General features: G+C 69.9%; 10 protein-coding genes and 1 pseudogene. 7 read left to right on the top strand and 4 right to left on the bottom strand.

The window, feature by feature from the left end; all coding sequences use genetic code 11:
* Positions 1 to 40: 40 nt before the first annotated feature.
* The 4 genes and pseudogenes from E6W39_RS11375 to E6W39_RS42860 all read left to right on the top strand — a co-directional run.
* Positions 41 to 1,776 (top strand): annotated as a pseudogene (locus E6W39_RS11375) (amino acid adenylation domain-containing protein); the annotation flags it as partial.
* A 20-nt stretch (positions 1,777 to 1,796) separates the two neighbouring features.
* The gene (locus E6W39_RS11370) at positions 1,797 to 3,089 is read left to right on the top strand and encodes a condensation domain-containing protein (RefSeq protein ID WP_141633440.1); all 1,293 of its coding nucleotides are present in this window, start codon (positions 1,797 to 1,799) and stop codon (positions 3,087 to 3,089) included.
* Between the two features lie 11 nt (positions 3,090 to 3,100).
* Positions 3,101 to 9,553, top strand: a complete 6,453-nt coding sequence (locus E6W39_RS42865; protein ID WP_141633439.1) for a non-ribosomal peptide synthetase — start codon at positions 3,101 to 3,103, stop codon at positions 9,551 to 9,553.
* Positions 9,554 to 9,705: 152 nt separating this feature from the next.
* Positions 9,706 to 17,583: an amino acid adenylation domain-containing protein gene (locus E6W39_RS42860; protein WP_181799209.1), complete on the top strand. Its 7,878-nt coding sequence runs from the start codon at positions 9,706 to 9,708 to the stop codon at positions 17,581 to 17,583.
* 280 nt (positions 17,584 to 17,863) lie between these two features.
* Here E6W39_RS42860 and E6W39_RS11355 read toward each other — a convergent pair whose 3' ends face one another.
* The 3 genes from E6W39_RS11355 to E6W39_RS11345 form a co-directional block, all read right to left on the bottom strand.
* On the bottom strand, positions 17,864 to 18,634 hold the full coding sequence (locus tag E6W39_RS11355) for a thioesterase II family protein (RefSeq protein ID WP_141633437.1): 771 nt from the start codon (positions 18,632 to 18,634) through the stop codon (positions 17,864 to 17,866).
* Between the two features lie 27 nt (positions 18,635 to 18,661).
* Positions 18,662 to 20,467, bottom strand: a complete 1,806-nt coding sequence (locus E6W39_RS11350; RefSeq protein WP_228718094.1) for a non-ribosomal peptide synthetase — start codon at positions 20,465 to 20,467, stop codon at positions 18,662 to 18,664.
* 78 nt (positions 20,468 to 20,545) lie between these two features.
* A complete protein-coding gene (locus E6W39_RS11345) occupies positions 20,546 to 21,550 on the bottom strand; it encodes a TauD/TfdA family dioxygenase (protein WP_141633435.1) in 1,005 nt (334 codons plus the stop codon).
* Between the two features lie 522 nt (positions 21,551 to 22,072).
* Here E6W39_RS11345 and E6W39_RS11340 point away from each other — a divergent pair.
* Together E6W39_RS11340 and E6W39_RS11335 are read left to right on the top strand one after the other, a co-directional pair.
* On the top strand, positions 22,073 to 23,074 hold the full coding sequence (locus E6W39_RS11340; RefSeq protein WP_141633434.1) for a sensor histidine kinase: 1,002 nt from the start codon (positions 22,073 to 22,075) through the stop codon (positions 23,072 to 23,074).
* Positions 23,071 to 23,730, top strand: a complete 660-nt coding sequence (locus E6W39_RS11335) for a response regulator (protein WP_141633433.1) — start codon at positions 23,071 to 23,073, stop codon at positions 23,728 to 23,730. Before E6W39_RS11340 ends, E6W39_RS11335 begins: the two co-directional genes overlap by 4 nt.
* 81 nt (positions 23,731 to 23,811) lie before the next feature.
* Here the strand turns inward: E6W39_RS11335 and E6W39_RS11330 are convergent, their stop codons facing one another.
* Positions 23,812 to 24,750 (bottom strand): TauD/TfdA family dioxygenase, encoded by a 939-nt coding sequence (locus E6W39_RS11330; protein WP_141633432.1) that lies wholly within the window; start codon positions 24,748 to 24,750, stop codon positions 23,812 to 23,814.
* An 818-nt stretch (positions 24,751 to 25,568) separates the two neighbouring features.
* On the opposite strand from E6W39_RS11330, the gene E6W39_RS11325 reads away from it, so the two are divergent.
* A complete protein-coding gene (locus E6W39_RS11325; protein WP_141637676.1) occupies positions 25,569 to 25,847 on the top strand; it encodes an acyl carrier protein in 279 nt (92 codons plus the stop codon).
* The last annotated feature ends 9 nt before the right edge of the window (positions 25,848 to 25,856 follow it).

The following is a 25,856-nucleotide window of genomic DNA, read 5'->3' as shown; positions in this document are numbered from 1 at the left end:
TGGGTTGGTGGTGGAGGAGTGGAACGACACTGCTCGGCCGTTGGTGGATGCGACGTTGCCGGGGTTGTTCGCGGAGCAGGTGGTGCGGACGCCGGATGCGGTGGCGTTGGTGTTCGAGGGTGTGGAGGTGTCGTACGCGGAGTTGGATGGGCGGGCGAACCGGTTGGCGCGGTTGCTGGTCGGTGAGGGGTTGGTCCGGAGTCGGTGGTCGCGGTGCTGATGGAGCGCGGCGTGGAGCTGGTGGTGTCGCTGCTGGCCGTGCTGAAGGCCGGTGGCGCGTATCTGCCGGTGGACCCGGAGTACCCCGCCGGTCGCATCGAGGCCGTCCTCGCCGACGCCGCGCCGGTGTGCGTGCTCAGCACCACCGCGCTGGAGGCGTCGGTGCCTGACGATGTGGCCCGGGTCCTGGTCGACCACCCGCTGGTCGTCTCGGAGTTGGCCGGTCTGTCGGTACAGGCTCCCGTGGTGGAGGTGTTGCCTGCGCATCCGGCGTATGTGATCTTCACGTCGGGGTCCACCGGGCGCCCGAAGGGTGTTGCGGTGCCGCATGCGGGGATCGTGAACCGGCTTGCCTGGATGCAGGAGGAGTACGGGCTGTCAGTCGCCGATCGGGTGTTGCAGAAGACGCCGTTCGGGTTCGACGTCAGCGTGTGGGAGTTCTTCTGGCCGTTGGTGCAGGGTGCGGCGCTGGTGGTGGCGCGTCCGGGTGGTCACCGGGATACGTCCTACCTGGCCGAGTTGATCCAGCGTCAGAACATCACGGTGACGCACTTCGTGCCGTCGATGCTGGAGGCGTTCCTGAGTGAGCCGGCGGCCGCTGACTGCACGGGTCTGCGGGCGGTGTTCTGCAGTGGTGAGGCGCTGGCGGCGCCGTTGCGGGACCGGTTCCTCGAACTGCTGGACGGTGTGCCGCTGTTCAACCTGTACGGGCCCACCGAGGCGTCCGTCGACGTCACGGCCGCGCGCTGCACGGCGGGTGACGGTGCGGTGGTGCCGATCGGTGGGCCGGTGGCCAACACCCGGGTGTATGTGCTGGACGGTTCGCTGTCCCCGGTGCCGGTGGGTGTCGAGGGTGAGTTGTATCTGGCAGGTGTGCAGTTGGCGCGCGGGTATGTGGGGCGTGCCGGTTTGACGGCGGAGCGGTTCGTCGCCTCGCCGTTCGAGGCGGATGGCGGGAGGATGTACCGCACGGGTGACCGGGTTCGCTGGAACGCCGATGGTCAGCTGGTGTACCTGGGCCGCGCGGACGACCAGGTGAAGATCCGCGGGTTCCGGATCGAGCCGGGTGAGGTCCAGTCGGTGGTGGCCGGGCACGCGCAGGTCGCGCAGGCGGCCGTCGTGGTGCGCGAGGGCGCCCCGGGTGACAAGCGTCTGGTCGCGTACGTCGTCGCGGACGGCGACACTGCCGAACTCGCCTCGTCTGTCCGCGAGTTCGTGGCTGGATGGCTACCGGCGTACATGGTGCCGTCGGCGGTGGTGGTGCTGGACGCGCTGCCGGTGACGGTGAACGGCAAGCTGGACCGCAAGGCGTTGCCGGCGCCCGAGTATGCGGCGGGTGCGGGTGCGGGTCGGGCGCCGGCGACGGTGCAGGAGGAGGTCCTGTGCCAGGCGTTCGCACAGGTGCTGGGTCTGGAGAGCGTCGGTGTCGAGGACGACTTCTTCGCGCTGGGCGGCCACTCGCTGCTGGCGGTGTCGCTGGTGGAGTACCTGCGGGTCCGGGGTGTGTCTGTGGCGGTGCGGGCGCTCTTTGAGACGCCGACGCCGGCCGGTCTGGCCGAAGGGCCGGGCAAGCCCAGGTGGTGGTACCCGCGAACCTCATCCCCGAGGGCGCCGTCGAGATCACGCCCGAGATGCTGCCGATGGTGGAACTGACCAAGGCCGAGATCGAGCGGATCGTGGCGCGGGTCGAGGGCGGCGCGGCCAATGTGGCGGACGTCTACCCGCTGGCCCCGCTCCAGGAGGGCCTCCTCTTCCACCACCTGATGGCTGATCAGGACGCCGAGACGGATGTCTATGTACAGCCGTCGGTTTTGGGATTCGACTCGCGGGAGCGGGTGGACGCGTTCCTTCAGGCTCTGCAGTGGGCGATCGACCGGCATGACATCTACCGCACGGCGTTCGTGTGGGAGGGGCTGCGCGAGCCGGTGCAGGTGGTGTCGCGTCGGGTGGAGCTGCCGGTCCAGGAGGTCGAGCTGGACCCGCAGGGTCCGGACCCGGTGGAGCAGTTGAAGGCGATCGGCGGGTCGTGGATGGATCTGACCCGGGCGCCCCTGATGACGGTCCACATCGCGGCGGAGCCCGGCGGCGATCGCTGGCTGGCACTGCTGCGAACCCACCACATGGTGCAGGACCACACCTCGCTGGACGTGCTACTGGGGGAGCTGCGGGCGTTCATGTCCGGCCGTGCCGACACGCTGCCGGCGCCCCTGCCGTTCCGGGACTTCGTCGCCCAGGTCCGCCTCGGTGTGCCGCGCGAGGAGCACGTGCGGTACTTCGCCGAGCTGCTGGGCGACGTCACCGAGACGACGGCGCCCTTCGGTGTGCTGGATGTTCATGGTGACGGCACCGCCGCGATGCGCTGCCAGATTTTCCTCGATGATGACGTGGCCGGCCGGGTGCGTGAGTTGGCGCGGCGCCAGGGCGTCAGTGCGGCCACCGTCTTCCACCTGGCGTGGGCGCGGGTACTGGCTGCGGTGAGCGGTCGTGACGATGTGGTGTTCGGTACGGTGCTGTTCGGCCGGATGAACGCGGGTGCCGGTTCGGACCGGGTGCCGGGTCTGTTCCTCAACACGCTGCCGGTGCGGGTGCGGTTGGACTCGCAGAGTGCGGGTGAGGCGCTGGACGGTATGCGGCGCCAGCTGGCCGAGCTGCTGGTGCACGAGCACGCGCCGCTGTCGCTGGCACAGCAGGCGAGCGGCATCCAGGGCGGCAGCCCGCTGTTCACCTCGCTCTTCAACTACCGGCACAGCGGGACCGCCGCACGCGGCAGTGGTCCCAGCCTTGAGGGCGTCGGGCTGCTGACCGTGAGCGACCACACCAACTACCCGGTGACCGTGTCCGTCGACGACATGGGGGTGGCTTCTTCCTGACCGCCGAAGCGGTGGCACCGGCCGATCCGGAGCGGATCTGCGCGCTGTTGCAGACCGCCGTCACGAACCTGACTGCCGTTTTGGAGGAGGCTCCGCAGTCGCGGTTCGCGGCGGTGGACGTGCTGGGTGCGGCGGAGCGCCGCCTGGTGGTGGAGGAGTGGAACGACACGGTTGCGCCGGTGGTCGGTGCGACGGTTGGTGAGTTGTTTGCGGCGCAGGTGGTGCGGACGCCGGGTGCGGTGGCGGTGGTGTTCGAGGGTGTCGAGGTGTCGTATGCGGAGTTGGATGCGCGGGTGAACCGGTTGGCGCGTTTGCTGGTGGGTGAGGGGGTTGGTCCGGAGTCGGTGGTGGCGGTGTGTCTGCCGCGTGGTGTGGATGCGGTGGTGGCGTTGTTGGGTGTGTTGAAGGCGGGGGGTGCGTATCTGCCGGTGGATCCGGGGTATCCGGTGGAGCGGATCGGGTTCATGGTGGCGGATGCGTTGCCGGTGGTGGCGTTGGTGTCGGGGGCTACGGTCTCGGTGGTGCCGGGTTCGGTGCGGTCGGTGGTGCTGGATGCTCCGGAGACGGTGGCCTCGTTGGCGGGTCTGTCGGCTGATGTGCTGTCGGATGCGGAGCGGTTGGCGCCGTTGGGTTTGGCGCATCCGGCGTATGTGATCTACACGTCGGGGTCGACGGGTCGGCCGAAGGGTGTGGTGGTCGAGCATCGTTCGGTGGCGGCGTTGTTGTCGTGGGCGTCGGGTGTGTTCGGGGGTGGTGACTTCGAGCGGGTGTTGGTGTCGACGTCGTTCAACTTCGATGTGTCGGTGTTCGAGTTGTTCGGGCCGTTGGTGTCGGGTGGTTCGGTGGAGGTGGTGCCGGATCTGCTGGCGCTGGCCGATGGTGGGCGTACCGAGTGGGGTGTGTCGCTGGTCAGTGGTGTGCCGTCGGCGTTCGCGCAGGTCTTGGCGGGTGAGGGGTTGTCGGTGGCGCCGAGGACGGTGGTGCTGGCGGGTGAGGCGTTGACGGCGGATGCGGTGTCGGCGATTCGTGGTGCGCTGCCGGGGGTGCGGGTGGCGAACATCTATGGTCCGACCGAGGCGACGGTGTACTCGACGGCGTGGTTCGCCGAGGGTGAGGTGGCGGGTGCGGTGCCGATCGGGCGGCCGATCGCCAATGCGCGCGCTTATGTGCTCGACGGGTCGTTGCAGCCGGTGGTCGCGGGTGTGGCGGGTGAGTTGTATCTGGCGGGTGCGGGGTTGGCGCGTGGGTATCTGGGTCGTGCGGGTTTGACGGCGGAGCGTTTCGTGGCGTCGCCGTTCGGTGCGGCGGGGGAGCGGTTGTATCGCACGGGTGACTTGGTGCGGTGGAGTCGGGATGGTGAGATCGAGTATCTGGGGCGTGCGGATGAGCAGGTGAAGGTCCGTGGATTCCGGATCGAGTTGGGTGAGGTGCAGGCGGCGGTTGCCGCGCATCCGCAGGTCGTTCAGGCTGTGGTGGTGGCGCGTGAGGACGTGCCGGGTGACAAGCGTCTGGTGGCCTATGTTGTGACGGCCGTGGATGTCTCTGGTGAACTTGGCGTGCTGGTGCGGGAGTTCGTGGGTGAGCGGTTGCCGTCCTACATGGTTCCGTCGGCGGTGGTGGTGCTGGATGCGCTGCCGCTGTCGGTGAATGGCAAGCTCGACCGCCGTGCGCTGCCGGCGCCGGACTTCGCGGCTGCCGCCGGTGCGGGTCGGGAGCCGGCCACCGAGCAGGAGCGGATGCTGTGCGAGGCGTTCGCACAGGTGCTCGGGCTGCCCGCGGTCGGGGTGGAGGATGACTTCTTCTCGCTGGGTGGTCATTCGCTGCTGGCGATGCGGTTGGTGAGCCGGGTGCGTGCGGTGCTGGGTGTGGAGTTGCCGTTGCGGGTGCTGTTCGAGGCGGCCACTCCGGCTGGGCTGGCGGCCTGGCTGGGGCAGGCCACCGCAGGTCGGGCCGGAGTGACTCCGGTGGTGCGTCCGGAGCGGGTGCCGTTGTCGTTCGCGCAGCGCCGGCTGTGGTTCCTGGGTCAGTTGGAGGGTCCGAGCGCGACCTACAACATTCCGATGGCGCTGCGGCTGTCCGGGGAGTTGGACCGCGGGGCCATTGCTGAGGCGTTGCGGGATATGGTGGGTCGGCACGAGGTGCTGCGCACGGTGCTGCCGGTGGCGGATGGTGAGCCGTTCCAGCGGGTGCTGTCGCTGGAGGAGTGCGGCTTCGAGGTGCCGGTGGTGGCGGTCGAGGCAGCGGGGTTGGATGCCGCGGTGGCTGAGGCTGCTGCGTATGCTTTCGACCTCTCGTCTGAGATCCCGTTGCGGGCAACGCTGTTCGCGGTGAGTCAGGATGACCATGCTTTGGTGGTGGTGGTTCATCACATCGCCGGGGATGGTTGGTCGATGGCGCCGTTGGCGCGGGATGTGTCGGTGGCGTATGCGGCGCGGGTTGCCGGTCGCATGCCTACGTTCGAGCCGTTGCCGGTGCAGTACGCGGACTACGCGTTGTGGCAGCGGGAGGTGCTCGGTAGCGAGGACGATCCGGACAGTGTGCTGTCCGGGCAGGTGGCGTACTGGCGTGAGGCGTTGGCCGGGGTCCCGGAGGAGCTCGTCCTGCCCACTGACCTGGCGCGGCCGGCGACACCCACCCACCGCGGTCACACAGTGGAGTTGGAGGTCTCCGCAGGGCTGCACGAAGGCCTGCTGACGGTGGCGCGGGAGCGGGGGGCGACCCTGTTCATGGTGCTGCAGGCGGCGTTGGCGGTCACCCTGAACCGGATCGGCGCGGGCACGGACATCCCGATCGGTGCGGCGATCGCCGGCCGCACCGATGAGGCGCTGAACGAGCTGGTCGGGTTCTTCGTCAACACCCTGGTGGTGCGTACCGACCTGTCCGGTGACCCGACCTTCGACGAGGTGGTCGATCGGGTCCGGGGGACCAGTCTGGAGGCGTTCGAGCACCAGGATGTGCCGTTCGAGAGGCTGGTGGAGGAGTTGGCGCCGACCCGGTCGCTGGCCCGGCACCCGCTGTTCCAGGTGTCGTTCACCCTGCAGAACACCGCCGCGGCCTCCGGCACTGGCCGGTCCGGGCTGGAGCTGCCGGGGCTGCGGGTCGGCCGGCAGGCCGCCGGAACGGGGTTGGCGAAGTTCGATCTGGACATGGAGCTCGGGGAGGTCTTCGACGAGCTGGGCCAGCCGGCGGGGTTGCGCGGGACGCTGATTGCGGCGGCTGACCTGTTCGACGCGGACACGGTCGAGCGGATGGCGAAGTGGCTGGTCCGGGCCCTGGAAACCGTCACGGCCGAGCCGCAGACGCGGTTGTCGGCGGTCGCGGTGCTGGGCGAGGACGAGCGGGAGCGGGTCCTGATGCGTGGGCGAACCGCGCGTCAGGTGCAGACCGTGCTGGCCGCACAGCCCGGCTTGGCGGATCTGGCGGTGGTCGAGCGCGAGCAGGGTGCGGACGACAGCGGGGCATCCCGCAGCGGAGGCAGCGCGAGGCTGGTCGCTTATGTCGTGCCCGCCGACTCCGGCGCTGATCACGCGGTGCTGGCAGCCGTGGTGCGGCAGTTCGCCGGCGAGCGTCTGGCGGAGCAGCTGGTGCCCTCCGTGGTGGTGCTGGATGCGCTGCCGCTGACGTCGGACGGGGCGCTGGACCTCGCGGCCCTGCCCGCACCGGAGGACTCCGGCACCGCGGATGAGGACGCCCGGGTGAGCCGTGGTCCGGAGACGGTGCAGGAGGAGATCCTGTGCGCCGCGTTCGCACACGCCCTGGGGCTGGAGAGCGTCGGGGTGGAGGACAACTTCTTTGCTCTGGGCGGTCACTCCCTGCTGGCCGTCAAGCTGGTGGAGTACCTGCGGGTCCGGGGTGTGTCGATCTCCATCCGCACCCTGCTGCGCAATCCCACGCCGGCCGCTCTGGCGGATGCTGCCGGGCCGGTCCAGGTGGTGGTGCCGCCGAACCTGATTTCCGAGGGTGCGGTCGGGATCACGCCGGAGATGCTGCCGCTGGTGGAGCTTACTGCGGCGGAGATCGAGCGGATCGTGGCGCGGGTCGAGGGCGGTGCGGCCAATGTGGCGGACGTCTATCCGCTGGCCCCGCTCCAGGAGGGCCTCCTCTTCCACCACATGATGGCGGATCAGGGAGCCGAGACGGATGTCTACATGCAGCCGTCAGTGTTGGGATTCGACTCGCGGGCCCGGGTGGACGAGTTCCTTCAGGCTCTGCAGTGGGTGGTCGACCGGCATGACATCTACCGCACGGCGTTCATGTGGGAGGGCCTGGCCGAGCCGGTGCAGGTCGTGGCCAGGCACGTCGAACTGCCGGTCCAGGAGGTCGTGCTGGACCCGCAGGGTCCCGACCCGGTGGAGCAGTTGAAGGCGATCGGCGGATCGTGGATGGATCTGACCCGGGCGCCCCTGATGACGGTCCACATCGCGGCGGAGCCCGGCGGTGACCGCTGGCTGGCACTGCTGCGAACCCACCACATGGTGCAGGACCACACCTCGCACGACGTGCTGCTCGGGGAGCTGCGGGCGTTCCTGTCCGGCCGTGCCGACGCGTTGCCGGCGCCCTTGCCGTTCCGCGACTTCGTCGCCCAGGCCCGCCTCGGTGTGCCACGCGAGGAGCACGAGCGCTACTTCGCCGAGCTGCTCGGTGACGTCACCGAGACGACGGCGCCCTTCGGTGTGCTGGATGTGCACGGTGACGGCACCGACACCATGCGCTATGCGATTCCCCTCGATGCTGACGTGGCCGGCCGGGTCCGTGAGGTGGCGCGGCGGCAGGGCGTGAGCCCGGCCACGGTGTTCCACCTGGCGTGGGCGCGGGTGCTGGCTGCGGTGAGCGGTCGTGACGATGTGGTGTTCGGTACGGTGCTGTTCGGCCGGATGAACGCGGGTGCCGGTTCGGACCGGGTGCCGGGTCTGTTCCTCAACACGCTGCCGGTGCGGGTGCGGTTGGACGGGCAGAGTGCGGGTGAGGCGCTGGACGGCATGCGAGGCCAGTTGGCCGAGCTGCTGGTGCACGAGCACGCGCCGCTGTCGCTGGCGCAGCAGGCCAGCGGGCTGACGGGTGGCAGCCCGCTGTTCACCTCGCTCTTCAACTACCGGCACAGCGAGACCGCTGTACAGGGCAGTGGTCCCAGCGTTGAGGGCGTCGGGCTGCTGACCGTGAGCGACCACACCAACTACCCGGTGAGCGTGTCCGTCGACGACAACGGGAGTGGCTTCCTCCTGACCGCCGAAGCGGTGGCACCGGCGGATGCGGAGCAGATCTGCACGCTGTTGCAGGCGGCCGTCACGAACCTGACTGCCGTTTTGGAGGAGGCTCCGCAGTCGCGGTTCGCGGCGGTGGATGTGCTGGGTGCGGATGAGCGTCGCCTGCTCCTGGAGGAGTGGAACGACACGGCGGTCGAGGTGGCGTCGTCGACGTTGCCGGGGTTGTTCGAGGCGCAGGTGGCCGCGACTCCCGACGCGGTGGCTCTTCAGTTCGGTGAACTGACTGTGTCCTACCGGGAGTTGAATGCCCGGGCGAATCGTCTCGCACGGCGTCTGATCGGCCGCGCAGTGGGGCCGGAGCGCATCGTGGCGGTGGCGCTGCCGCGGTCGGTGGCGGGCGTGGTGGCGATGCTGGCGGTGTTGAAGGCGGGCGGGGTGTACCTGCCGGTCGATCCGGCCTATCCGGCGGAGCGCATCGCCTACTTGCTCGGTGACGCGGCACCGGTGTGCATGCTGACCGATGAGGCGACCTCCGGTGCCATGCCCGTGTCGGTGCCGCAGATCCTGATGGACGCGCCCGACCTGGACGGACCGGACCAGGATGCCGCCGATGTGGCGGACGCGGAGCGCATCGCCCCCCTGTCGCTCGCCTCGCCGGCGTATGTGATCTACACCTCCGGTTCCACCGGGCGCCCCAAGGGCGTCGTGGTCTCCCACCGCGGTATCGCCGGGCTGGTCGCGAGTCAGGTCGAGCGGTTCGGTGTGGACTCGGGCAGCCGTGTGCTCCAGTTCGCCTCGCCGAGCTTTGACGCGGCCGTGTGGGAGACGTGCATGGCGCTGCTGTTGGGGGCGCGGCTGGTGATGGCGGCGGCGGACGAGCTGCTGCCGGGGCCGGCGCTGGTGGAGGTGTTGCGGCGGCACCAGGTGACGCATGCGATGTTGCCGCCCGCCGGGCTGGCGGTGCTGCCCGAGGGCGGGCTGCCGGACGGGATGACCCTGGTGGTGGGGGGTGAGGCATGCCCGCCGGAGCTGGTCGAGCGGTGGTCGGTGGGCCGGCGGATGGTCAATGCCTACGGGCCGACCGAGGCTACGGTGTGCGCCACGATGAGCGGGCCGTTGCAGGGGTCGGGCGTGGTGCCGATCGGCAGGCCGCTCCCGAACACCCGGTGTACGTGCTGGACGAGTCGCTGCGGCCGGTGCCGGTGGGCGTGGAGGGCGAGCTGTATGTTGCGGGTGCGGGTCTGGCGCGCGGTTACCTGAGGCGCGCGGGGCTGACCGCGGAGCGGTTCGTCGCCTCGCCGTTCGAGGCGGATGGCAATGGGCCCCTCGCCCCCAGCCATGGGGGTACCCCCGGCCGAAGGCTGGGGGAGGCCGGGAGGGACCCCCAGCCCGATGGCGGGCAAGGAGGGAGGATGTACCGCACGGGTGACCGGGTCCGCTGGAACGCCGATGGTCAGCTGGTCTACCTGGGCCGTGCCGATGACCAGGTGAAGATCCGCGGCTTCCGGATCGAGCCGGGCGAGGTGCAGGCCGTCCTGGCCGCTCACCCCGCTGTGGCCCAGGTCGCGGTCGTCGCTCGCGAGGACGTCCCGGGCGATACGCGCCTGGTGGCGTATGTGGTTCCGGCCGGCTCGGACACGCCGTCGGACGAACTCGTTTCACCGTTGCGGGAGTTCGCGGGTGAGCAGTTGCCGTCCTACATGGTTCCGTCGGCGGTGGTGGTGCTGGATGCGCTGCCGGTGACGGTGAACGGCAAGCTGGATCGCAGGGCGTTGCCGGCGCCGGAGTATGCGGCGGGTGCGGGTCGGGCTCCGGCGACGGTGCGGGAGGAGTTGCTGTGCCAGGCGTTTGCGCAGGTGCTGGGGCTGGAGCGGGTCGGGGTCGAGGACGATTTCTTCTCGCTGGGTGGTCATTCGCTGCTGGCGATGCGGTTGGTGAGCCGGGTGCGTGCGGTGCTGGGTGTGGAGTTGCCGTTGCGGGTGCTGTTCGAGGCGGCCACTCCGGCTGGGCTGGCCGCCTGGCTGGGGCAGGCCACCGCAGGTCGGGCCGGAGTGACTCCGGTGGTGCGTCCGGAGCGGGTGCCGTTGTCGTTCGCGCAGCGCCGGCTGTGGTTCCTGGGGCAGTTGGAGGGTCCGAGTGCGACCTACAACATTCCGATGGCGCTGCGGCTGTCCGGGGAGTTGGACCGGGAGGCCATTGCTGAGGCGTTGCGGGATGTGGTGGGGCGGCACGAGGTGCTGCGCACGGTGCTGCCGGTGGTGGATGGTGAGCCGTTCCAGCGGGTGCTGTCGGCCGACGAGGCCGGGTTCGAGGTGCCGGTGGTGACGGTCGAGGCAGCGGGGTTGGATGCCGCGGTGGCCGAGGCTGCTGCGTATGCTTTCGACCTCTCGTCTGAGATCCCGTTGCGGGCAACGCTGTTCGCGGTGAGCCAGGATGACCATGCTTTGGTGGTGGTGGTTCATCACATCGCCGGGGACGGTTGGTCGACGGCGCCGTTGGCGCGGGATGTGTCGGTGGCGTATGCGGCGCGGGTTGCCGGTCGCGTGCCTACGTTCGAGCCGTTGCCGGTGCAGTACGCGGACTACGCGTTGTGGCAGCGGGATGTGCTCGGGAGTGAGGACGATCCGGACAGTGTGCTGTCCGGGCAGGTGGCGTACTGGCGTGGGGCGCTGGCCGGGGCTCCGGAGGAGCTGGAACTGCCGGTGGACCGCCAACGCCCGGCGGTCGCTTCGCACCGCGGCGAGAGCGTGGAGCTGGCCGTCTCCGCGGAGACGCATCAGCGGTTGGCGGCGCTGGCCCGGGAGCGGGGGGCGACCCTGTTCATGGTGCTGCAGGCGGCGTTGGCGGTCACGCTGAACCGGATCGGCGCGGGCACGGACATCCCGATCGGTTCCGCGATTGCCGGGCGCACCGATGAGGCGCTCAACGACCTGGTCGGGTTCTTCGTCAACACCCTGGTGGTGCGCACCGACCTGTCCGGTGACCCGACCTTCGACGAGGTGGTCGACCGGGTCCGGGGGACCAGTCTGGGGGCGTTCGAGCACCAGGATGTGCCGTTCGAGAGGCTGGTGGAGGAGTTGGCGCCGACCCGGTCGCTAGCCCGGCACCCGCTGTTCCAGGTGTCGCTCACCCTGCAGAACACCGCCGCGGCCTCCGGCACTGGCCGGTCCGGGCTGGAGCTGCCGGGGCTGCAGGTCGGCCAGCAGGCTGCCGGAACGGGGCTGGCGAAGTTCGATCTGGACATGGAGCTCGGGGAGGTCTTCGACGAGCTAGGCAAGCCGGCGGGGTTGCGCGGGACGCTGATTGCGGCCGCTGACCTGTTCGACGCGGACACGGTCGAGCGGATGGCGAAGTGGCTGGTCCGGGCCCTGGAAACGGTCTCCGCGGCGCCGCAGACGCGGTTGTCGGCGGTGGATGTGATGGGTGAGGCTGAGCGTCGCCTGGTGGTGGAGGAGTGGAACGAGACGGCGGTCGAGGTGGCGTCGTCGACGTTGCCGGGGTTGTTCGCGGCGCAGGTGGCGCGGACGCCGGATGCGGTGGCGGTGGTGTTCGAGGGTGTCGAGCTGTCGTATGCGGAGTTGGATGCGCGGGCGAACCGGTTGGCGCGGTTGCTGGTGGGGCGGGGTGTGGGTGCGGAGTCGGTGGTTGCGGTGCTGATGGAGCGCTCCGTGGAGCTGGTGGTGTCGCTGCTGGCGGTGCTGAAGGCCGGTGGCGCGTATCTGCCGGTGGACCCGGAGTACCCCGCCGGTCGCATCGAGGCCGTCCTCGCCGACGCCGCGCCGGTGTGCGTGCTCAGCACCACCGCCCTGGAGGCGTCGGTGCCCGACGATGTGGCCCGGGTCCTGGTCGACCACCCGCTGGTCGTCTCGGAGTTGGCCGGTCTGCCGGCCGGCGCGCCGGAGGTTGGGGTGTTGCCGGCGCATCCGGCGTATGTGATCTTCACGTCGGGGTCGACGGGTCGGCCTAAGGGTGTTGCGGTGCCGCATGCGGGGATCGTGAACCGGCTTGCCTGGATGCAGGAGGAGTACGGGCTGTCAGTCGCCGATCGGGTGTTGCAGAAGACGCCGTTCGGGTTCGACGTCAGCGTGTGGGAGTTCTTCTGGCCGTTGGTGCAGGGTGCGGCGCTGGTGCTGGCGCGTCCGGGTGGTCACCGGGAGCCTGCCTACCTGGCGGAGTTGATCCAGCGTCAGGTCATCACGGTGACGCATTTCGTGCCGTCGATGCTGGAGGCGTTCCTGAGTGAGCCGGCGGCCGCTGACTGCACGGGTCTGCGGGCGGTGTTCTGCAGTGGTGAGGCGCTGGCGGCGCCGTTGCGGGACCGGTTCCTCGAACTGCTGGGCGGTGTGCCGCTGTTCAACTTGTACGGGCCCACCGAGGCGTCCGTCGACGTCACGGCCGCGCGCTGCGCCGTCGGCGATGGTGCGGTGGTGCCGATCGGTGGGCCGGTGGCCAACACCCGGGTGTACGTGCTGGACGGTTCGCTGTCCCCGGTGCCGGTGGGTGTCGAGGGTGAGCTGTACCTGGCGGGTGTGCAGCTGGCGCGCGGGTATGTGGGTCGTGCCGGTCTGACGGCGGAGCGGTTCGTGGCCTGCCCGTTCGGCAGCGGCGAGCAGATGTACCGCACCGGTGACCGGGTCCGCTGGAACGCCGATGGTCAGCTGGTGTACCGCGGCCGTGCCGATGACCAGGTGAAGATCCGCGGCTTCCGGATCGAGCCCGGCGAGGTCCAGGCCGTCCTGGCCGCTCACCCCGCTGTGGCCCAGGTCGCGGTCGTCGCTCGCGAGGACGTCCCGGGCGATACGCGCCTGGTGGCGTATGCGGTCCCGGTGGCCTCGGACGCTTCGCCGGACGAACTCGGTTCTGGGCTGAGGGAGTTCACAGCCGGCAGGTTGCCGGCGTACATGGTTCCGTCGGCTGTGGTGGTGCTGGAGGAGCTGCCGCTGACCGTCAACGGCAAGCTGGACCGCAAGGCCCTGCCCGCCCCCGAGTACGCGGCCGGCGCTGGCCGGGCGCCGGCGACGGTGCAGGAGGAGCTGCTGTGCCAGGCGTTCGCACAGGTCCTCGGACTCGACCGGGTCGGTGTCGACGACGACTTCTTCGTCCTCGGCGGCCACTCGCTCCTGGTGGTCTCCCTGGTGGAGAACCTTCGCACGCGAGGCGTGTCGGTCTCGGTGAAGGCGCTCTTCGAGACCCCGACGCCGGCCGGCCTAGCCGGTGCGGCGGGCGCGGAGCGAGTGGTGGTGCCGCCGAACCTGATTCCCGAGGGCGCCACCGGGATCACCCCGGAGATGCTGCCGCTGGTGGAGCTGACCCAGGCCGAGATCGAGCGCGTCGTCGCACAGGTCGAGGGCGGTGCGGCGAACGTCGCGGACGTCTACCCGCTCGCCCCGCTGCAGGAAGGCATGCTCTTCCACCACTTGCTCGCGGACGGCGGAACGGACACCTATGTGCTCCCGCTGGTGCTCGGGTTCGAGTCGCGGGCCCGGGTGGACGAGTTCCTGGAGGCACTGCAGTGGGTGATCGACCGGCACGACATCAACCGCACGGCGTTCGTGTGGGAGGGGTTGCGCGAGCCGGTGCAGGTGGTGTCGCGCCGGGTGGAGCTGCCGGTCCAGGAGGTCGTGTTGGACCCGCAGGGGTCCGACCCGGTGGAGCAGTTGAAGGCCGTTGGCGGATCGTGGATGGATCTGACCCGGGCGCCCCTGATGACGGTCCACATCGCGGCGGAGCCCGGCGGTGACCGCTGGCTGGCACTGCTGCGGACCCATCACATGGTGCAGGACCACACCTCGCTGGACGTGCTGCTCGGGGAGCTGCGGGCGTTCATGTCCGGCCGTGCCGACACGCTGCCGGCGCCGCTGCCGTTCCGCGACTTCGTCGCCCAGGCCCGCCTGGGTGTGCCGCGCGAGGAGCACGTGCGGTACTTCGCCGAGCTGCTCGGTGACGTCACCGAGACGACGGCGCCCTTCGGTGCGCTGGATGTGCATGGTGACGGCACCGCCGTGATGCGCTGCCAGGTTCCCCTCGATGATGACGTGGCCGACCAGGTGCGTGAGGTGGCGCGGCGGCAGGGCGTGAGCCCGGCCACGGTGTTCCACCTGGCGTGGGCGCGGGTGCTGGCCGCGGCGACCGGCCGTGACGACGTGGTGTTCGGCACGGTGCTGTTCGGCCGGATGAACGCCGGCGCGGGTGCCGATCGGGTGCCGGGTCTGTTCCTCAACACGCTGCCGGTACGGGTGCGGTTGGACGGGCAGAGTGCGGGTGAGGCGCTGGACGGCATGCGAGGCCAGTTGGCCGAGTTGCTGGTGCACGAGCACGCGCCGCTGTCGCTGGCGCAGCAGGCGAGCGGGGTGGCGGGCGGCAGCCCGCTGTTCACCTCGCTCTTCAACTACCGCCACGGCGAGACCGCCGCACGGGGCAGTGGTCCCAGCGTTGAGGGCGTCGGGCTGCTGACCGGGAGCGACCACACCAACTACCCCGTGACCGTGTCCGTCGACGACAACGGGAGCGGCTTCCTCCTGACCACCGAAGCGGTGGCACCGGCCGATCCGGAGCAGATCTGCACGCTGTTGCAGGCCGCCGTCACGAACCTGACTGCCGCTCTGGAGGAGGCTCCGCAGTCGCGGTTCGCGGCGGTGGATGTGCTGGGTGAGGCTGAGCGTCGCCTGGTGGTGGAGGAGTGGAACGAGACGGCGGTCGACGTGGCGTCGTCGACGTTGCCGGGGTTGTTCGCGGCGCAGGTGGAGCGGACGCCGGATGCGGTGGCGTTGGCCTTTGAGGGTGTTGAGGTGTCGTACGCGGAGTTGGATGCGCGGGCGAACCGGTTGGCGCGGTTGCTGGTCGGGCGTGGTGTGGGTGCGGAGTCGGTGGTCGCGGTGCTGATGGAGCGCGGCGTGGAGCTGGTGGTGGCGATCTTGGCGGTGGTGAAGGCGGGGGGTGCGTATCTGCCGGTCGATCCGGCGTATCCGGATGACCGGATCGGGTACACGTTGGGTGATGCGGGTGCGCGTCTGGTGCTGACCTGCGCTGAGTTGGCGGGTCGGCTGGGTGGGTTCGGTGTCGAGGTGGTGGCGTTGGACGAGCCGTCGGTGGTGGGGGAGTTGGCGGCGCTTGATGGTGGGGCGGTGGAGTGCGTGGTGTCGCCGGGGCATCCGGCGTATGTGATCTACACCTCCGGGTCGACGGGTCGGCCCAAGGGTGTGGTGGTGGCGCATGGCAGTGTGACGGGGTTGTTCGCGCAGGCCGGGCCGTTGTTCGGCGGGTTCGGGGCGGACGATGTGTGGTCGTGCTTCCACTCGTTCGCGTTCGATTTCTCGGTGTGGGAGTTGTGGGGTGCGTTGCTGCACGGTGGTCGGGTGGTGGTGGTCCCGCATGGGGTGTCGCGCTCGCCGCAGGAGTTCCTGGCGCTGATCGAGCGTGAGGGGGTGACGGTGTTGAGTCAGACGCCGTCGGCGTTCTACCAGTTGGCGGCTGTGGAGGAGCAGCGGCCCGGGGCGGTGGCGTCGTTGCGTGCGGTGGTGTTCGGTGGTGAGGCGCTGGATCCGGCCCGTCTGGACGGGTGGTGGGGGCGTCATGGTGATGGTGGTCCGCGGTTGGTGAACATGTACGGCATCACCGAGACCACGGTGCATGTCACGTTCCGCGAGCTGGTGTCGGGTGAGGTCGGGTCGGGGAGTGTGATCGGGCGCGGTATCCCGGGTCTGGGTGTGTATGTGCTGGACGATTTCCTGCGGCCGGTTCCGGTGGGTGTGGCGGGTGAGATGTATGTCGCGGGTGGGCAGTTGGCGCGCGGGTATCTGGGTCGGCCCGGGTTGTCGGCGGAGCGGTTCGTGGCCTCGCCGTTCGCCGGTGGTGAGCGCATGTACCGCACGGGTGACCGCGCGAAGTGGTCGCGTGACGGGGAGTTGGTGTTCGCGGGGCGTGCGGATGACCAGGTGAAGATCCGTGGGTTCCGGATCGAGCCGGGTGAGGTGCAGGCCATCCTGGCCGCACACCCGGGCCTGGAGCAGACCGTGGTGTTGGTCCGTGAGGACGTGCCGGGCGACAAGCGCCTGGTGGCGTACGTCGTCGCGGACGGCGACAGTGCCGAACTCACCTCGTCCGTCCGTGGATTCGTGGCTGGACGGCTGCCGCAGTACATGGTGCCGTCGGCTGTGGTCGTGTTGGAGGAGCTGCCGCTGACAGTCAACGGCAAGCTGGACCGCAAGGCCCTGCCCGCCCCGGAGTACGCCGTGAGTGCGAAGGCTCCCCAGGGCGCCGGCTCGGGGAGTGCCTTCGAGCAGACCGTCTGCGAGGCGTTCGCGAAGGTGCTGGGGTTGGAGAGCGTCGGGGTCGACGACGACTTCTTCACGCTGGGCGGGCACTCGCTGCTGGCGGTGTCCCTGGTGGAGCAGCTGCGGTCGCGCGGTGTGTCGGTGTCGGTGCGCGACCTGATCACCAACCCGACCGTGACGGGACTGCTCAGCACGCTGTCCTTGTCGTCGGTCAAGGACGCGCTCGGCGGCATGCTCTCCATCCGGCCGGACGGCAGCAAGCCGCCGTTCTTCCTCGTGCATCCCGGAAGCGGGTTGAGCTGGTGCTACCTGCCGCTGGCCCGGTACATCCCGCAGGAGTATCCGCTCTACGGGCTGCAGGCCGACGGGCTCGACGGCACGAGTGAACTCGCGCCCTCTGCTGTGGAGATGGCCGCGACGTACATTGCGCAGATGCGTTCCGTGCAGCCGAACGGCCCCTACCACCTGGTGGGTTGGTCCTTCGGGGGGACGCTGGCACACGAGATCGCGGTGCAACTCCAGGCTGCGGGTGAGCAGGTGGCCGCGCTGGTCATTCTGGACACCTTCCCGGCGGAGCAGGACGCGGATCCCGCCGCGGTCGGCGAGGCATCCCGCAACCCTGGGGAGGCGGACCGGTCCGACGACCCGGCGGGCTCGTCGCCGCCCGACGAGAACGACGCGGTCGCCCAGAGGCTCCAGCAGCTCCGGGCGGATGTGGGCCATGTCCTCGGCGGGGTCTCGGACGAGGAGCTGATCCGCATCATGCACGTCTTCGACAACAACGTGCGGCTGCAGGCGGAGCACCGGCCCGGTCGGTTCGACGGGGATGCCCTGGTGATGGTCGCGGCGGAGAGCCGGGCGGCCGACGTGCAGTGGGCGCAGCGGTGGCAGCCGTACGTCTCCGGGGAGATGACCGAGGTGCACCTGCCCTGCACGCACGCCGATGTGGTGCGGCCTGACATGCTGGGCCAGGTGTGGGAAGCCGTCGCGGGGTGGCTGAGCCCGGGCCGGTCGTAGCGGTCTCCTACGGGCGCAGCGGTAGGCACGTCGCAAACGAAGGGGAGGGCCGTCATCCGCACTGCGGGTGGCGGCCCTCCCGTTTCCCCAGGTGGTGCGGCGCTGGTGCATCGATGCCCCGCCGTGGGCTTGGGCTCTGGTTCGGGGCCGGGGCCGGGCCGTCGGACGGCGCCGGCTCAGGGCCGGCTCAGGGCCGCTGGGAACGCCGAAGCGCGGGTGCCGAGGCTGTGAGCCAGCCTTGGCACCCGCGCTGTTGGTCCGAGAGCCCCCCGGGGGGGCGTCAGCGGGAGCTGAACGCCCCGGAGAGGGCCGGGATGTAGGTCGGAATCCGACTCCAGACCTCCGGCGTGTAGAAGTGGCCGCCGGGCAGGACGTCGTGCCGGAAGTCACCGGTCGCGAGGTCCCGCCACTGCTCGCCGGCGTTGGGCTCGATCACCGTGTCCGTCTCCCCGGTCAGGACGTGCAGCGGCACGCTGACCTTCGAGCCGGGAACGTAGTGGAAGGTGTCCCGGACCCGGATGTCGGCCCGCATCAGCTCGACCGCGAGCTCCTTCAGGTCCGGGTCGTTGACGACGTGCTCGGGCATCATCCCGTGCATGGTCATCCAGCCGAGCAACTGCTCGTCGTTGTCCTGCTGAGCCGGGAACATGTCCTTGACGGTCAGTCCGCGGCTGGCCGCGTTGGCGGAGGACACCACGAGCGCCTCGGGCGCAGGGCCGCCGAGCCGCTCGATGCGCACGGTGACGTCGAAGGCCATCCAGCCGCCCATGCTGTGACCGAGGAGCACATAGGGGCCCTCGGCCGCAGCGGAGAGCACGGCCTGGGTCGTGTCGTCGGCGAGGGCGTCCCAGGTCTCGGCGAAGTCCTCCATGAAGCGGCCTTCCCGGCCCGGGTAGCAGATGGCGGCGAGGTCGACGTCCGGAGGGAGGACGCTGCCCCACTGGTGGTACTGCCCGGTGCCGCCGCCGCAGAAGCCGAGGCAGATCAGGGTGCGGGCGGCGTTCTCGGTTCGGCGGGATCGGACGACGATGAGGTCCTGGGCGGTGGCCATGGGTGGGATTCCTTGTGATGTGATGGGTCAGGAGGTCTCGGGCGCTGCGGCGAACTTGGCCTCGACGTACCCGGCCAATTCGCGCAACTGCGGGTGCTGGTACACCTCTTTGGTCCGCACGGCGAGGCCGAGCTCGCGCTTGAGCCGGCTGATCACCTTCAGGGCGACGAGCGAGTGGCCGCCCAGCGCGAAGAAGTTGTCGTCGGCGCTGATCCGGTCCCGGCCCAGGACCTCCGCCCATACCTCGGCGAGCAGCTTCTCGACCGTCCCCCGGGGTTCGACGAACTGCTCGGCGGGTGCCGCCTGCGGCGCGGGCAGTGCCTCCCAGTCGACCTTGCCGTTGACGGTGAGCGGAATGGTGTCGACCGCCACGAAGACCGAGGGGACCATGAACTCGGGCAGCACTGCTGCGCAGTGGTCGCGCAGCTCCGCGTCGGTCGGCGGCTCGTCGGCGACGTAGTAGGCCACCAGCTGGTCACCGAGCGCGGGGTCCCGGTAGCCGGTCAGCAGGGCGGTGGTCACCCGGGGATGCGAGGAGACCGCGGCCTCGACCTCGCCGAGCTCGATCCGGTAGCCGCGGACCTTGACCTGGCGGTCGACCCGGCCGATGAACTCCAGCGAACCGTCGGCCCGCAGGCGGACCTGGTCTCCGGTGCGGTACATCCTCCCGCCGTCGCCGAGCAGGCGGGGTCCATCGCCGTTCGCCGCGAACGGGTCGGCGACGAAGCGCTCGGCGGTCAGGGCCGGCCGGTTGAGGTAGCCCAGGGCCAGGCCCTCGCCTGCCAGGAACAGCTCACCCGTCTCACCGGGAGCGGTCAGCTGCCGGAGGTCGTCGCCGACCACGTACGCCCGGGTGCCCGGCAGCGGGTGGCCGATGTGCGCTTCCTCACCGGTGATCCAGGCACTGGTGGCGTCCACGGTGCACTCGGTCGGACCGTAGAGGTTCACCGCTTCGAGCAGACCGTTCGCGGTCGCCTTGGAGATCTCCTGCCAGGTCCGTTCCGGCACCGGCTCCCCGCCCATGAACAGACGCGGCAGCGGGCCGTCGGCACCGCCGTCCAGCAGGCAGGTCCGCACCAGCTCCCAGTGGGAGGGGGTGAGGTCGAGGTCCTGGATGCCGTACGCGTCGAGCAGGCCCCGGAGCTGGTCGGGATCGGTGCGCTGGTCCTCGTCGAGGATGGCGATGGTGTCGCCGCGGCAGATCCGCGCCCACTGCTGCACCGAGGCGTCGAAGGAGACGCTGGCGTTCCAGCCGACGACCCGCGGCTCTTCGGCGTAGACGCCGGCCCGCTCCAGGGCCGCGACCAGGTCCGCGACGGATCCCCGCCCGACCTGGACGCCCTTGGGCCGACCGGTCGAGCCCGAGGTGTAGATCACGTACGCCGGGTCGAGCGGACTGACGGCCACCGGCTCCGAGCCGGCGGCCTCGGGGTCGCCAGCCACCGAGTCCGGGGCGACGACGTCGAGACCGGATGCCCGCAGGACGTGGCCCGGTTCCCCCACCAGGACCCGGATGCCGGCGTCCTTGGCCATGAACTCCAGGCGGTCCACCGGATAGCGGGGGTCCAGCGGGAGGTAGGCCGCACCGGCCCGCCACACCGCGAGCAGCGACACGACCAGCTGGGTGCCGCGCGGCAGGCTGACCCCGACCAGGTCGCCGGCGCCGACGCCACGGGCGGCCAGCGCACCGGCGAGCTGTGCGGTCCGCTGGTCGAGCTCGGCGAAGGTGAGCTCACCGTCCGCGCCCCGTACGGCGATCCGGTCCGGAGCGCGCTGTGCGGTAGCGCGGAAGCGTGCTACCAGGTCAACCGGCTTCTGAGCGAGGTCAGTCACGAGAACGAGCTCCTTGCGCAAACGAATAGGGCGTGGCGCGGCTATCAGACCGGCGCGGCCTGACGGCGCCGGTCAGGTTCAGGCGAACGCGGGCGCGGGCTCGACGGTCGGCCGGCACTCCGAGAGCTCGATCGGGTCGCCCATGGCCACCACGATCTTCCGGTCGCCGCGGAACGGATCCCGGCCGTGTGCGGTCAGGATGTTGTCGACCAGCATCACGTCGCCCGGCTGCCAGGTCTCGCGCACCGTGGCCGCGTCATAGGCCGCCTGGATGGCCTGGAGGTCCTCGTTGCTCAGCGCGGCCCCGTCACCGAACTCGGTGTTGAACGGAAGGCCGTCGCGTCCGAACTCGTCGACCAGCGCCTCCCGCAGGTCCTCGTCCAGCGCCCACTCGTTCCAGAAGAGCAGGTGGTTGAACCACACCTCCTCGCCGCTCGACGGGTGGGTGATGATTCCGGGACGGATCTGGCTGGTCTTCAGGGTGCCGTCGTCGCACCACTGGTGGCCGATGAGGTTGTCCGCGCAGTAGCGCGCGACCTCGTCCACGTCATCGGTGGCGAACGCGGTCTGCCAGTCGGTGGAGATGTGCTCGGAGAAGCTGCGCGAAAGTCGCCACCCGGCGGTCCGGATCTTCTCGACCACCTGCTCGGGGAGCGCGTGGAGGACCTTCCGGCAGTCCGCGACGGGCGTCGCCCCGCCCTGCGGGGGTGCGATCAGGCAGCCGAACAGCAGCCGGCCGGGGAAGGTCAGCGTGTAGCTGTTCTCGTTGTGCATCCGGATCGACTGCGAGGCCGGGAGGTCCGTCGAGGAGAAGACGTCGTCGCCGAGTCGGCTGCGGGGAGTGGCCTTCTCCCGGTACGGGGTCCGCTCGCTGATGAGCACGTCGCGGATCTGCGCGAAGTCCTCGACGGTCGCCATCGGCAGACCACGCAGGTAGATCGCGCCGTGTTCCCGCAGAGCCGCGGTCAGTTGCGGACGGACGTCCTCGAGCCACGTGCGGACCTGTGCCATCTCGGTGAGCCCGGTGACCTGCGTCGTGGCCGGCTTGCCGTCAACGACCTGCCATTTCAGTGCATGTGACATGGAATCAGGTCCTCTCCAGTTCTTTGGCCCGGTTATCGTCCCAACGATAGGAGGATCGGTTGCGCCACGTTAAGGCGTTCAACGTGCTGATCTGATCACTCCGGGGCGGCTGGAATTCACCGACGGGCGGTGTGGCACCGACGGGCGGTGGGGCCCCGGAAGGCTTGGGGGCATGTAGATCTGCCTGTACGCCTCGTGGTGCCTCGAAATCGATCACGTAGGGGAGCTGCCGCAGGCCGGGGCCGCTGCACATCAGTCCGCAGACCGTACCGTGCCCTGGCCTCCTCAGCCTCGGGGATGAGTTCCACCGGTCAATTCCACCAGCCCATCACCCGGTTAGCATCGCAGCGTGACCCAAGCCCCGAAGCTCCCCGCACTGCTGTGGCGGTTGCCCGCCCCCCTGACGCTCCTGAGCTGGTGCAGCGTCCCCGTGTTCGCGATCATGCTGCTCGGCGCCACGATCAGCGCGAACGGGCGCTCGCTCCACCTAGGGGGCACGACGGCTTCGCCGCCCTCCTGCTCATGCTGGCAGCGGCCGTCGTTCTGGCACTGCCGATCGGTTGGGCCAGCCGGCGACCGGTGCCGGTGCTGGGAGTCGTGCTGGCCGAGGCGATCGGGGTGTGTATCTACGGGGGGAGGACCTGGCCGCTCCTGCTGGCGGCGACCGTCCTCGTCTTCTACGTCACCGTCACCCAGGTGCAGCGCACCGCGGCCGCGGCCGCGGGCAGCGTGCTGATCACCTGGGGCATCGTCAACATAGCCGAAACGCCCGGATCGGGTCTGCTGAATGCCTTCAAGCTTCCGTTGGCCTTCCAGGTGGTGGTGACCATCATCGCCTGGATTCTCGGCAGCTGGATCCGGCTGCGGCAGGACCACGCCGAGACCCTGCGCGCCCAGGTCACGACCCAGGCGGTCCAGGCCGAGCGGCTGCGGATCGCCCGCGAGCTGCACGACATGGTCGCGCACAGCGTCGGCGTCATCGCGATCCAGGCCGGTGCGGCGGCGCGGGTCATCGAGACCCAGCCGGCCGGCGCCCGCGAGGCGTTGAAAGCCATCGAGCTCACCAGCCGCGACACGCTCGCCGGGTTGCGGCGCATGCTGATCGCGCTGCGCGAGGCGGACGCGGACGAGGCGCAGACGGCTCCGGCACCCGGTCTGGCGGACATCGAGAAGCTGCTCGCGGTGGCGGGGGACGCCGGAGTGCACGTCGACATCCGGTGGCGTGGCGAGAAACGCCCATTGCCGCCCGAGATCGACCTGTCCGCTTACCGCATCATCCAGGAGTCCCTGACCAACGTGCTGCGACACGCGGGCGCCACCAAGTGCCACATCAACGTCGACTACGTGGAGGACGGGCTCGCCATCGAGGTCGTCGACGACGGGCGCGGCGGTGCGAGCAGCAGCGTGGGGAGCGGCTACGGAATCGTCGGGATGCGCGAGCGCGTCGGGCTTCTCCACGGCCAGTTCAGCGCCGGGCCGAGGCCGGAGGGCGGGTTCCGGGTGACGGCTAGGCTTCCGGCATGACAATCAGCGTCGTACTCGCCGATGACCAGCCGCTGGTGCGCGCCGGCCTGCGCATGGTCATCTCCGATGCCCCGGACATCGAGATCGCCGGCGAGGCCGGCACCGGAGCCGAGGCGGTCCAGCTGGCCAGAGACCTGCACCCTGACGTCGTGGTGATGGACATCCGGATGCCCGTCATGGACGGCATCGAGGCCACCCGGCGGATCAAGGCGGAAACCGGGCAGGTCGGGGTGGTCATGCTCACCACCTTCGACGACGACGAGAACGTCTACGCCGCGCTGTGCGCCGGCGCCAGCGGGTTCCTGGTCAAGGACATGGTGCTGGAGGAGATCCTCGCGGCGATCCGGGTGGTCGCCGCCGGTGACGCCCTGCTCGCTCCGGGCGTCACCCGACGGATCATCGCGGAGTTCACCACCCGGGAAGCGGCTCCCGAACCGCCCCGACGGAAGATCGAGGGGATCACCGACCGCGAACTCGAGGTCCTGATCCTGATCGGGCGCGGCATGTCCAACAGCGAGATCTCCGCCCACCTGTACATCAGCATGGCCACCGCCAAGAGCCATGTGGCGCGCCTGCTCGCCAAGCTCAATGCGCGCGACCGGGTGCAGCTCGCCATCGCCGCCCATGAGGCGAAGATCGTCCCGCCGCCAGAGTGACGCCCTTCTCGGCGCCCGAACGAACCGGGAGCCCCGGTCCACCGGCGGCGGACCAGGGCTCCCGCGTTCTGCCCGGTGCGCTCAGTGCGACATGGCGACCAGGACCCGGCGGCTTCCGGCGAACGCCCTGCGCCCGTGTGCGACGGCGACGTTGTCGATGACCAGGACGTCGCCCTGCCGCCAGTCGACGTCAACGGCCAGCGCCAGTCCCTTCTCGCGGATCTCGAGCACGTACTCGTCGGGGATCGGGGAGCCGTCGGCGAAGGTCACCGACTGCGGCAGCTCGTCCGCGGGGACGATGGCCGCGAGCTCGCGCATGGTCTCCTCGCCCAGCGTCGCGGGGTGCCACTGGTCCGCCTGGTTGAACCAGACCTCCTCACCGGTGACCGAGTGCCGGAGCGTCGAGGGCCGGACCTGACGCGTCCGCAGCGCATTGCCGGCGGTCCACTCCCAGCTCACGCCCGCCTCGGTCAGCAGCTTCTCGACCTCCGCCCGGTCGTCCGTCTCGAACGTCGCCTGCCAGCTCTTGCCGAAGCCCCTCCCACCGTGCAGGTACTGCCGGTAGCAGACACCGCCGCTGAAGTCCGCGCGGATCCGCTCGTCGAGTGCCGCCAGCCAGGAGGCGCCGTCCAGCAGCGGAGTGGCGCCTCCCGTGGCAGCCGGCTGCACGCAGCAGAAGAGCAGCCGGGAGGGCCAGGCGTGGGCGTAGGAAAGCTCGCTGTGCATGGAGATCGCGTACTCGGGCGGGTACTCCGTCGAGGTGTAGACGTTGTCGGAGACCTTGGTCCTGGGCGTGTTGCCGTGCACGTACGCGAGGCGCTCGGGCAGCAGGGCGGGCATCACGTCCGCCAAGGACGCCTCGGTGACGTCGAAACCCCGGAACAGCAAGGCCTGGTGACGGCCCAGCATCTCGCCGACGGCGACCGAGTCGAGGTACTCAGTCAGCCCCCGGGCGGTCGCGCCGGCGCCGGTACTCTCGGGCGTGAACCGCTGCGGTGCCCAGCCCTGCTGAACGCTCATGGGGGAAATCTCCTTGGTGGTTGGGACGTTGGGCGTCGAGCCGTTCAACCGACGGGGCGCCACAGTTGAACGCACCGGTTCGGTTCGGCCGCCTGCCGGGAGCGTCGGCCCTGCCAATGGACTATTGATCAGCTGTGCGACCGCGTGCAAGAGTGCCTGGCGAATGACTGCCGGCTCGCCGGCTGAGCCGTTCATGTAACGAGGCCGCCCGTGGGCTCCCGACCGCCATTCGCCTTGACCCGCAAAGACTTCCGGGCCCCGCTGAGCTCCCCGCGCGTCGGGCAGGGCCGCGCCGATGGTGAACGAGCGCACCGGGGGTCTGCCGCTCTACCGCTGAGCCGAGGCGGTCGAAGCCCGTGGTGACGGTCTGCGGTTCACCTTCCACTGACCCCGCGCCGCAGCGGCCGGGGCGGACGTTCGGCGTTGTTCAACCGGCGCGCCAACGCAGTTGAACGGTGATCATGGTGGCCATCACGGATTGATTAGTCCTGCGGGCCTGCACCATAGTGAAGCGGGGCGGGCATGGTGACTGGGGCTCTTGGGTTTCTGGAGACTGGTGCGGGTGGCCTGGCACGGATTGTCGACGGAGCCCCGTCCAAGAGCCTGATCGAGGCAATGAAGAAGTAGCGCCCCTGCTGTTGGGCCGGCCCGCTGAGGCAGCCCGACAGCAGGGGTCTGGCATTACAGCGGGATTCTGGCTCTTACAGCGCGAAGCACCGGTTCGAGCAGGCACTGCTCCATATCGCTGTCCCACGCATTCGGAGGCCGTGGGCTTTGAACTGACGGATCGTCATGTGCTTGATGAGAAGAGGACTTCGATGACTGGTCGGGAAGTGGGTGTGCGGGTGTCGGGCGAGGACATCGAGCGGTGGTTGATGGAGCGGGTGGCCTACTACCTGGAGACGCCGGTGGGGGAGATCGATCCTGAGGTCTCGCTCGCCGAGTACGGGTTGGAGTCGGTGTACGCCTTCGCGTTGTGCGGGGACATCGAGGACAAGCTGGGTGTGACCGTGGAGCCCACCCTGGTGTGGGACGTCGACACGGTTGCGGCGCTCACCGTTCACCTGGCCGCTCTCGCGGCCGAACAGGGTCTGTAGAGGACGGCT

Source organism: Kitasatospora acidiphila (assembly GCF_006636205.1).
Classification (GTDB): Bacteria; Actinomycetota; Actinomycetes; order Streptomycetales; family Streptomycetaceae; genus Kitasatospora; species Kitasatospora acidiphila.
This window is presented reverse-complemented; position numbering and strand designations above follow the sequence as displayed.

Bases quoted from the DNA above. Each gene is read 5' to 3' on its own strand.
- E6W39_RS42860 (WP_181799209.1), top strand. From the start codon at position 9,706: ATGTACCGCACGGGTGACCGGGTCCGCTGGAACGCCGATGGTCAGCTG.
- E6W39_RS11355 (WP_141633437.1), bottom strand. From the start codon at position 18,634: ATGGCCACCGCCCAGGACCTCATCGTCGTCCGATCCCGCCGAACCGAG.
- E6W39_RS11345 (WP_141633435.1), bottom strand. From the start codon at position 21,550: ATGTCACATGCACTGAAATGGCAGGTCGTTGACGGCAAGCCGGCCACG.
- E6W39_RS11340 (WP_141633434.1), top strand. From the start codon at position 22,073: ATGCTGGCAGCGGCCGTCGTTCTGGCACTGCCGATCGGTTGGGCCAGC.
- E6W39_RS11335 (WP_141633433.1), top strand. From the start codon at position 23,071: ATGACAATCAGCGTCGTACTCGCCGATGACCAGCCGCTGGTGCGCGCC.
- E6W39_RS11330 (WP_141633432.1), bottom strand. From the start codon at position 24,750: ATGAGCGTTCAGCAGGGCTGGGCACCGCAGCGGTTCACGCCCGAGAGT.
- E6W39_RS11325 (WP_141637676.1), top strand. From the start codon at position 25,569: ATGACTGGTCGGGAAGTGGGTGTGCGGGTGTCGGGCGAGGACATCGAG.